Genomic DNA, 8,874 nt, shown 5'->3' with positions numbered 1-8,874 from the left:
ACACCGTCAGTTAATTCAACTGTTGCGCCATCTAACTCGTTGCCGCCCATTGGGCCAGCTGGGATAGATGAATCGTATACAACAAACGCAAAGGCCTTTACCGGGTTCATAACTATAGTAGGTACATCTAGTCTGGCTCCGGCAACGGTAACCAATCCATTAGCTGATGTAAATCCTGTTGCAGTAACTGTATATGGTAAATCAACGCCATCGCTCACGTTTAAAAATTCTACCAAACCATTAACATCTGTTGCCAAAGTTTCGCTGTTGAACGTAATTGAGGCACCTTCAATTGGATCTGTTCCATCAGTAACTGTAAAACCTACAGTATTTTGCCCCACCATGCTGCCAATAGCAAGTAGTGTGGCCATTAAAAACATTGTAAATCTTTTCATGTGTATAATTTTTAGTTAATAAAAGGTGATATTATAAGCTTGGTAGTTGAGATAGTTAGAAGGGCTCTTCTCGTTTGAAGAGTCCCTCTAAACTCTGACCTCTTACCAAACCAAATTTTTTATTTTTTCATTTCTACATCAATAGCTTTCCATGGCCGATTATTGCTTTCTGAATTTGTCATCGTTGATGAAACATTAGCATCGTCTTTCAGGTACATATCGATGGTACAGATATCCCAAAGTGTCATGGTTTCTGAATCAAATATGTAATATGACAGACCTTCGATGGTTCCATTGCATGAATTGATTGTTCCATCCTCAAAACTGCGAATGTGAACGACACCATATTCAGAACTAGTAAACAGAAATTGCTCTGGAATACTACATGTTGCCCCATAGGCATCAAAAACGATCTCTATACTACTGCCATATACCCCCCAAAAACCATCGGCGCGAACTGATGCTGCAGATCCTGCTTGGGTATGAATATCATACTCGAATTCGCCCCAGTACGAATGCTCATAAGCATGATAAGTACCAATAAAAGCATCTCGCTCAAAGGAGCAGAACTTAAATAGATCAATGGTATATTGGTTATTAAAATTCGCCAGTTGTCCGGCAGAAGCATCTGCAATTGTTAATTTTAATGTGGTTCCATCAGAAGATGCTCCGTCGTATAAACCAATCACATCAAAGGTAGAAATGACTTTACCCGCTGGTATAGTTACTGTGTTGCTCGACAGCTGAAAATCGCCCCCTTCGGTAGCCGTTGATTCGTCGGTCAAAATCTTAATTGTATAAGTACGATCAACCGAACTAACAGTTGTTGAACCAACCGTTATGGTCGCCTTGTTCTCTTCGCGCTCCTTAATCACCATTTGGCTGCTCACTTCTGAAAAATGAACTAGATCCGGACCATCGTATAAGGCTGATTCCGTTTCACAGCCCTGAAGCATAAGTGCAACAAAACCTAGGAACAAGCCTATCTTTATTTTAAATACTTTCATAGCTAAGACATTAATTGTTTTCATAACCATCGTTCTGCTTCATGTTGGTGTTGGCAAATATTTCTGCTTGTGGAATTGGCATAACAAAACGATAATTACCAGCTGGCAACTTGTCATTTGATGCTAATTCAGAGTCCTCAGGCGTGCGTTCAATGGGAAGGCCCCATCGTTTCAAGTCAAAAAACCGGAAGCCCTCGTAAGCTAATTCACGGCGGCGTTCTTCACGAATGGCTTTTAAGGCGTTATCACGTGTTCCATACAATACCTCTTCAGGTGATGTTATTCTGTTTTCACGAAGTAGATTAATATCAGCCATCGACTCATCCCACATGCTCTTTTCAGCATATGCTTCGCAACGCAACAGATACATTTCAGAAACTCTAAAAACTTTCACATCCACAAGGTTAGCAGGCTGATCTGGACGACCGTTGTGCTTGGCAACAACATCGTTTCCACTAGCATCTACTCCAAAATAAACACTGTGTCGCACATCATCTGTGTCGTATTGTGCCATCAAATCTGTACCTGGAGAGAAATAAATATCCCCATTGCTACTATCGGTGAATATATCCCCCAAATTACCTTCACCAATGCTTCTTGCCATTTTAAATATGACTTCAACACCATCAGCGTTCTCATCATCCCATACACTTCCTATTTCTTCAATTGTGGCAATACGAATACCCGACTCATCAATTACTTTACTTGAATATAGAATGGCATCATCCCAATTGCGCATATGTAAAGCGATACGAGCTCTGAGTGCGTAAATTGCATTTTCCGAAATGTATTTACTTCCCCTATCAATTCCTGACAACAAAGGAAGAGAAGCAGACAAGTCATCTAGTATATTCTGAAAAACGACACCTTGTGACAAACGGGCAGGTAAAGAAATTACTGACTCTTTCATATAAGGCAAACCCTTAGGATCAGCAGCATCGTAATTTTTACAATACACATATGCTAATTCAAAATGTGCCCAAGCCCTTACAAATAAAGCTTCACCTCTAACACGAATGACAATGTCATCTTCAGCATCAAACTGTTTAGCTACAGCAAGCATACGGTTTGCCCGGTCGATAGCAAAATACATCTGCGTCCAATAAGCACCAACATCACTAGTACCTGCATTGTAAGTCCAGTTATGTACTTGTATACCTTGCCCTCTGTTTTGTGACGACAAGCGTACATCATCTCCACCACGTGAGCTTAATGCAACAGCAGAGCTATTGCCCAGCATGGCATAAACACCTATCATTCCTTTTTCAAGATCCTCAATGGTTTCAAAAGCCTTTGAGTCATCGATGGAATCGGTTGGAGTTATATCAAGGTAATTGTCGCATCCCGACAAAACCAGAACTAACCCAATCATTATTATATTACTAGTTATATTCTTCATTTCTACTTGAATTAAAAGGTTATATCCAGTCCAACTGTAAATGTTCTTGAAGAAGGATATTCGTATTGTGCGATGTTATTATTATCCTCCGGATCAAAACCGGTCCAATCAGTCCAAACAAATAAGTTTTGACCTTGCCCATACACGCGTAATGCCTGAATAAAACCCGTTTTTTTAAGAATATGCGTAGGTAAGTTGTAGGCCACTGTCATATTTCGGAAACGCAGAAAGGAGGCATCATGCACGTCCTTAGAAGAGAATTGTCGTTCGGTTCCTATAGCTTGAATGTCGGTAATATCACCAGGCTGCTGCCAGATGTCTAGCATTTTGCGCGACATGTTGTATTGAGCGAAATTGGGATTCTCTTGAAAGAAGATCTGATTATTGGAACGTGAATAACCATGTGCGAAAGCAAATTCAGCTCTCAATTCAATTCCTTTATAACTTACAGAAGTATTAAATCCACCAGTGAATGGCGCTTCTGAAGTTCCAAATTCAGCCACAGCATCGTTGGCATTAAAATTATTGGTAACGTCTCCATCTTTGGTATAATACAAAGGTTCACCATTTACAGGATTCACACCTGCCCATTTCACATAATAGTGTGAATTAAGCGGTAAGCCAACACGTACAATTGATGTACCTTGCTCAAATTCATTCACCTGACCAAGATCTAATATTTCATTCTCGTTGTACGACAAGTTTACCCCAATACTCCACAGCCATTTATTATTGCGGATAATATCGTAGTTAATTAATGCTTCAACACCACGGTTGCGCATTTTACCCGCATTCACATTTTTACCTTGAATTCCACTGGTGTGCGAAAAGTTCTGATAAATAAACAAATCAGAGGTAATGTTATTATACACTTCAAAGGCACCATTCAAGCGATTACTGAATAGGTTGTAATCGATACCTACATTGAATTTTTGACCAATTTCCCATTTGATATCAGGATCGCCCGCTTGAGCAAGTCCATAACCTGTTTCGCCGTTATAGTAAGTATTGCCCCAAAGTGTCATGGCTTCAAAATTACCAATACCGCCTTGGTTACCTGTTGTTCCATAGGAGGCACGCAACTTAAGGTTATTTACCCATGTAGCGCCATCCATAAACGATTCACGTTTAATGTCCCAGATACCTCCAATGGAGTATAGTATGGCAAATTTATTATTGGCTCCAAAAGCAGAGGATCCATCGCGACGCAAACTACCCGTTAAGGTATAACGTTCGTTGTAGGTATAGTTGAAAATAGAAAATAAGGAGTAGAGTGCCCGTTCGGTTTTAAACCCATTGGTTAATGGGATAAAATTATTTTCAATATTACCTGGCGAACTTGCAGCTGGCGTTTGCGGCAACTTTGGATCTAAGCCATAAGCTGTAAAGCCAAAACCATTGTATTTATTATTGACATATTCGCTACCTAATAAGGCTCCCACGATATGCTTTTCACCTATTTGCTTTTTATAGTCTAAAGTATTGGTAAAAGTCGCCTCAAAATTCCTTCTGTAAGCCTCTGAAATCCATCCATCACGTGACGGATCATCTGGATTGTCTCGTTTTATTTTAATTGATGACCAAGCCTCTGGACTCACCCACGATTCGTAGGTAGAGACACGATAATCGAATCCATATTGTGTTTTAAAAGTTAAACCATCAATAATATCAATTTCGGCATAAGCTGCTACATTGGCCTTTGTTTCTTCCGATACATTGGTCGAATACCTTTGAAGATCCAAAGCATTTACACCAGGCATATCAAAATTCTGATAATCATTGCCATTAGCATTATTACGTTCGTCGTTCGAAGGGTATTTATACTCTCCTCCTGGCATTGGATTACCATTAGCATCATAAGGCTCTTCCCATGGATTGGCCAAATAAACAGCTGCGAAAGGATTGGCGAGTGAAGTATTGTTTTCACTATTTATTCGGTTCGATTTTGAATATCCACCGTTGGTAGAAACACCTACTCTTATTTTGTCAGTAATGGCGTGATCCAAATTTAAACGTCCCACTTTACGTTTTAAATCCGAACGATTGGCAATACCTTCCTGATCAAAATTCTGGAAGGACATATAAAATTTCGTCTTGGCAGTACCACCTGAAAGATTCACTTCGTGGCTTTGCGTTTTACCTGTACGAAAAAACTCATCACTCCAATTTGTATCAATACCACGAAGGCGATTTAATTCTTGTTCGTGTGCAGCTAATAGACTGGAACTTAAACCTTGATTATTTGGATTTAAAGGACTCAAATCCCAACCTGGCCCTTTCTTAGCTAGTTCTTCAAACCACAATTTCTCAGAAGAATTCATCATATCGAATTTATCCTGAGTTTTGTACGACCACCCACTTTGGTAACGGTAATTAACTGTTGTTTTACCTTCGCTACCGCGCTTTGAAGTAATTAGAATAACACCGTTTGAAGCACGCGAACCATAAATAGAAGTAGCCGATGCATCTTTTAGTACACTAATGCTGGCAAAATCATTCGCATTTAAGGTAGCAAAAACACCAGCTTCGATGGGTACACCATCCATGATATACAAGGGTTCATTATTACCCATGATGGAAGAGTTACCTCTAATTCGAACTTTGGTACTACTGGACCCTGGCTGCCCCGAACCAGACGCAATACTTAGTCCGGTAGTTTTACCTTGCAACATTTGATCAAAAGTGGCTACTGGCACCTGATCTAACTCCTTAGCTGAAACATTTGAAATAGCACCTTTAAGACCTACCTTCCCCTTGCTACCATAAGCCGTTACAACAACCTCCTCTACTCCAATTGATTCATCTTCGAGTGCTACATTGATCACTTGCTGGTCACCAATGGATACTTCTTGTGCAATCATTCCGACAAATGAGAACACTATAATTTCTGATTCCTCTGGTACACTAAGACTGTATGTACCATCAGGCATTGTAATAGTCCCGACTGTCGTTCCTTTCACAAACACAGAAACCCCGGGTATTGGAATACCGTCTGTTTTACCGGTAACTGTTCCTGATATGTTCCGTGATTGAGCCAAAAGGCTACCAACACTAACACACAGTAATAACAGTGCCATGAAAAATGTCTTCATAGAAAATAATTTAATTTGTTGACTATTATCTTGATTTCTAATTGATCTTAATTTTATGACTTCTATACAATTAAAGTGTTATCCTAACTTTTATTAACCCCTTTTAATTAAGATTTACTACTTTAAATTAGACATGTTAATATCTAAGCCGCATGTATTAATACCTTGCAGTGAATGAAGCGAACTTTTAAAACAACCGTGCTCCGTTGAACACGGTTGATCCTAGCAATTAAAATCTAAACCTTTAGCCTAATGTATTTTGCGACTACTAGAATAGGCTAGTCCTAGTGCTTTGTTACCTTTATTGTTTCTCTTCTTCCATTCGTATCGGTAACGATTACGACATAAATACCTGCAGGAATATTTGCAACATCTATTGAGGAAATATTTTGATTACGAACTTCCATCACTTTATTTCCTGCTAAGCTGTATAATTCAACAGAAGTAATAGAGATATCAGATTTCAGATTAATAATATCACTTACAGGATTCGGATAAAGTTGAATAGCCCCTTCTGCAATATCACCGATAGCAGTCGATCCATCTGGTGTTAGCTGCACATCTCTTGTTCCAAATGCATTATATAGCTCATCTGGCATCCATATGGTAGCCCATTCATCATACTCAACTGTTTCATATCCAACAGCACTTACCGTGAAATGATAATACGTTATTGGTTTCCATGCATAGAATGCTTGACCACTGGTATTGGTTGATGCACTCATTTCATCTAGTAACAACGCTTTCTGACGAATCGTAACACTTGCACCTTCAATAGGATTACTTGTTTCTGAATCCGTGACATTAAAGATATAGTTACCTCGATAAAAAGTTGTTGTAGGAAGTGGGCTCGGTTTAGTCGCTTCAGCAGGCACATGGCTTAATTGATATATTTTTACTTTCGGATCACTTGTTACCTCATCCGTAGTTTCAACAAAATAAAACAACTCATTTCCCTGAGCAATAATTTCAACAATTTCACCATTCCAAGAGTAGGTAAATGTATAGTCTATTTTATCTTCATCCACAGCAGCATAAGCAGTTCCATTAAAACCTTCCGTAACACTTGCAGCAGATCCAAGCGAATTCAAGTGAGAATAAGCTACGCTACCATCCTCCAATGCAACCATGGCTGTAATATCCTGCCCCTCATACACAGAGCTTGCTTCTACTGGCTGTGCTCCATCTTGATCTAAACGAAGTACGTATAAATAATATTTATCACTTCCTGTCTGACTTGCCCAGAAATACAACTTATTACCACTAACAACCAGATTAGAGACATTATCTGTTTCTGCTTCGGCATTGATATGATATATATCTACATCCGTCGGGGAATTAATCACCGCTAATTTCTTTACTCCACTAAAACTTGCCTCTGTAATGGCATATACCTTATTGTTAGCTACAATTGGTTTGTCGTTGGTAAAGGTTAACACTGATCCATTGTTTACAATACTCACTTGTCCTGCAGCATCTATTGCTTGCATTCCACCACGCTCACCAATTCCGTTATTATCATACCAAAAGGATGTGTACAGGTAAGTATCTGTAGCAACTAAATTTGACCATTCCAATACCTCATTATCTCCTTTAGCTAAGAATCTCACCGTGGATCCATTGGAATCATAGTCGATATAACACAATGAAGAATACATGCCATTTGTAGCTTCCGTCCCTGTTATAAAATGCAATTTATCATTAAACATTACCCCATCAAGAATACCCGCTGCATTACGTTGACTTAGTTTCACAGAAATTCGCTGATTAGGATCAAAAGGATTGGCATTAGTTAATTCTTTCTCCACCTCAATCGTGCCGAAATCAGTACCGTCGGTTTCATAGATAGTAGCTTCATAACCTGTAATATTATCTAAAATACCTTGGGCGATATAATAGTATCGATAGCCATCCGAACCTTGATCTACCCTAAGTACATTTGTCAATGCTGGAAAGGAAGGGTCGTGACCATCACTCTGATCCCACAATAAACGTCCCGTACCATTATCATTGACTCTAAGATCAATACCAGCTCCATCGCTAGTCTTGTTTCCATAAAAGAAGCCAAGGCCTGATCCTGACCAGGTGCTTAATCTTGAGGCGCTGCCATCCTCTAAGTTTTCAAGCGTTGAAAAAGAGATACCATCAGAAGAGTATCCAATAACATCGTTTGTTCCATCATTCCCAATCCACATAACACCATCTTCATAAGCCTGTGCCGAAGAAACAGTGCCGCTAAATGTATGAACTAAAAAAGCATTCTGCTCCGGAACACGCTGCGCGTTAATCGCAGAGCTAATGGTTAAAAGTGCAGTTAATAAAAAGGTAAATCTTTTCATGTGTAATCTATTTTGGTTAATAAAAGTGTTACTTAACATAAAACGTCCCGTCTGTGATTTTAGGGAGTGGGCTCTCTGTTAAGAAACGAAGAGCACCACAATTATTTAGTTTTTCAGACGATAGGAAAACTATTTTAAATTATTCAATTTCTATATTTCTAGAGTAATGAGTCATATTGCCGGCTCCATCAAATACTCTTATATTAATGACATATGCCGATGACATGATGTCCAATGGGATAGGTCCGTTAAACACTAAGTATTGCTCAATTTGTTGTTTCTGCCCACTTAATTGAATCACATCTGTTTCAGGCATCCATGGATCATCCCAGCCATAAGTCGATTTTGTTGATGCCATGGAGATTTCACAACGCGCTAAACCTTCATTGTCGGTAAATAGGGCATTTAAATAAATCACTTCTCCTCGATAATACTTCTGGCCAATTGTAGGAGTCTCAATACTTGCAATCGGACTTTCCTTATCACCTTCTTTTTCGCAAGATGCTGTCAAGCTCAAAAAAAGAAGCATAGTTATCAAACCCAAACACTTTGAGATATTTGTCATGTTGAATTTGTTTTTTGAATTGTTCATAGTATTCTGTTTAAATCAGTTTTTTAGGAGCAAGGCAATGAACTAACATT

The 8,874-nt window shown here is 39.1% G+C and carries 6 protein-coding genes; all 6 read right to left on the bottom strand.

Features of this window, described 5'->3' with window-relative positions; genetic code table 11:
• A partial coding sequence (locus ACRD7B_RS17665; protein WP_430825943.1) for a hypothetical protein occupies nucleotides 1-395 on the bottom strand: 395 nt, incomplete at its 3' end.
• A gap of 119 nt (nucleotides 396-514) precedes the next feature.
• Nucleotides 515-1,402: a hypothetical protein gene (locus ACRD7B_RS17660; RefSeq protein ID WP_430825942.1), complete on the bottom strand. Its 888-nt coding sequence runs from the start codon at nucleotides 1,400-1,402 to the stop codon at nucleotides 515-517.
• A gap of 10 nt (nucleotides 1,403-1,412) precedes the next feature.
• Nucleotides 1,413-2,801 carry a RagB/SusD family nutrient uptake outer membrane protein gene (locus tag ACRD7B_RS17655; RefSeq protein ID WP_430825941.1) on the bottom strand — a complete coding sequence of 463 codons (1,389 nt, stop codon included), beginning with the start codon at nucleotides 2,799-2,801 and terminating at the stop codon, nucleotides 1,413-1,415.
• A gap of 11 nt (nucleotides 2,802-2,812) precedes the next feature.
• A complete protein-coding gene (locus ACRD7B_RS17650) occupies nucleotides 2,813-5,893 on the bottom strand; it encodes a SusC/RagA family TonB-linked outer membrane protein (protein WP_430825940.1) in 3,081 nt (1,026 codons plus the stop codon).
• A 284-nt stretch (nucleotides 5,894-6,177) separates the two neighbouring features.
• The gene (locus tag ACRD7B_RS17645; protein ID WP_430825939.1) at nucleotides 6,178-8,232 is read right to left on the bottom strand and encodes a T9SS type A sorting domain-containing protein; all 2,055 of its coding nucleotides are present in this window, start codon (nucleotides 8,230-8,232) and stop codon (nucleotides 6,178-6,180) included.
• A gap of 139 nt (nucleotides 8,233-8,371) precedes the next feature.
• A complete protein-coding gene (locus ACRD7B_RS17640; protein WP_430825938.1) occupies nucleotides 8,372-8,824 on the bottom strand; it encodes a DUF4625 domain-containing protein in 453 nt (150 codons plus the stop codon).
• Nucleotides 8,825-8,874: the final 50 nt, after the last annotated feature.

It is taken from the genome of Carboxylicivirga fragile (assembly GCF_050589805.1).
Taxonomy (GTDB): Bacteria; Bacteroidota; Bacteroidia; order Bacteroidales; family Marinilabiliaceae; genus Carboxylicivirga; species Carboxylicivirga fragile.
This window is presented reverse-complemented; position numbering and strand designations above follow the sequence as displayed.

What these genes read in the sequence shown, in the direction of transcription:
- ACRD7B_RS17660 (WP_430825942.1), bottom strand. Translation starts at nt 1,402, where the DNA reads ATGAAAGTATTTAAAATAAAGATAGGCTTGTTCCTAGGTTTTGTTGCA.
- ACRD7B_RS17655 (WP_430825941.1), bottom strand. Translation starts at nt 2,801, where the DNA reads ATGAAGAATATAACTAGTAATATAATAATGATTGGGTTAGTTCTGGTT.
- ACRD7B_RS17650 (WP_430825940.1), bottom strand. Translation starts at nt 5,893, where the DNA reads ATGAAGACATTTTTCATGGCACTGTTATTACTGTGTGTTAGTGTTGGT.
- ACRD7B_RS17645 (WP_430825939.1), bottom strand. Translation starts at nt 8,232, where the DNA reads ATGAAAAGATTTACCTTTTTATTAACTGCACTTTTAACCATTAGCTCT.
- ACRD7B_RS17640 (WP_430825938.1), bottom strand. Translation starts at nt 8,824, where the DNA reads ATGAACAATTCAAAAAACAAATTCAACATGACAAATATCTCAAAGTGT.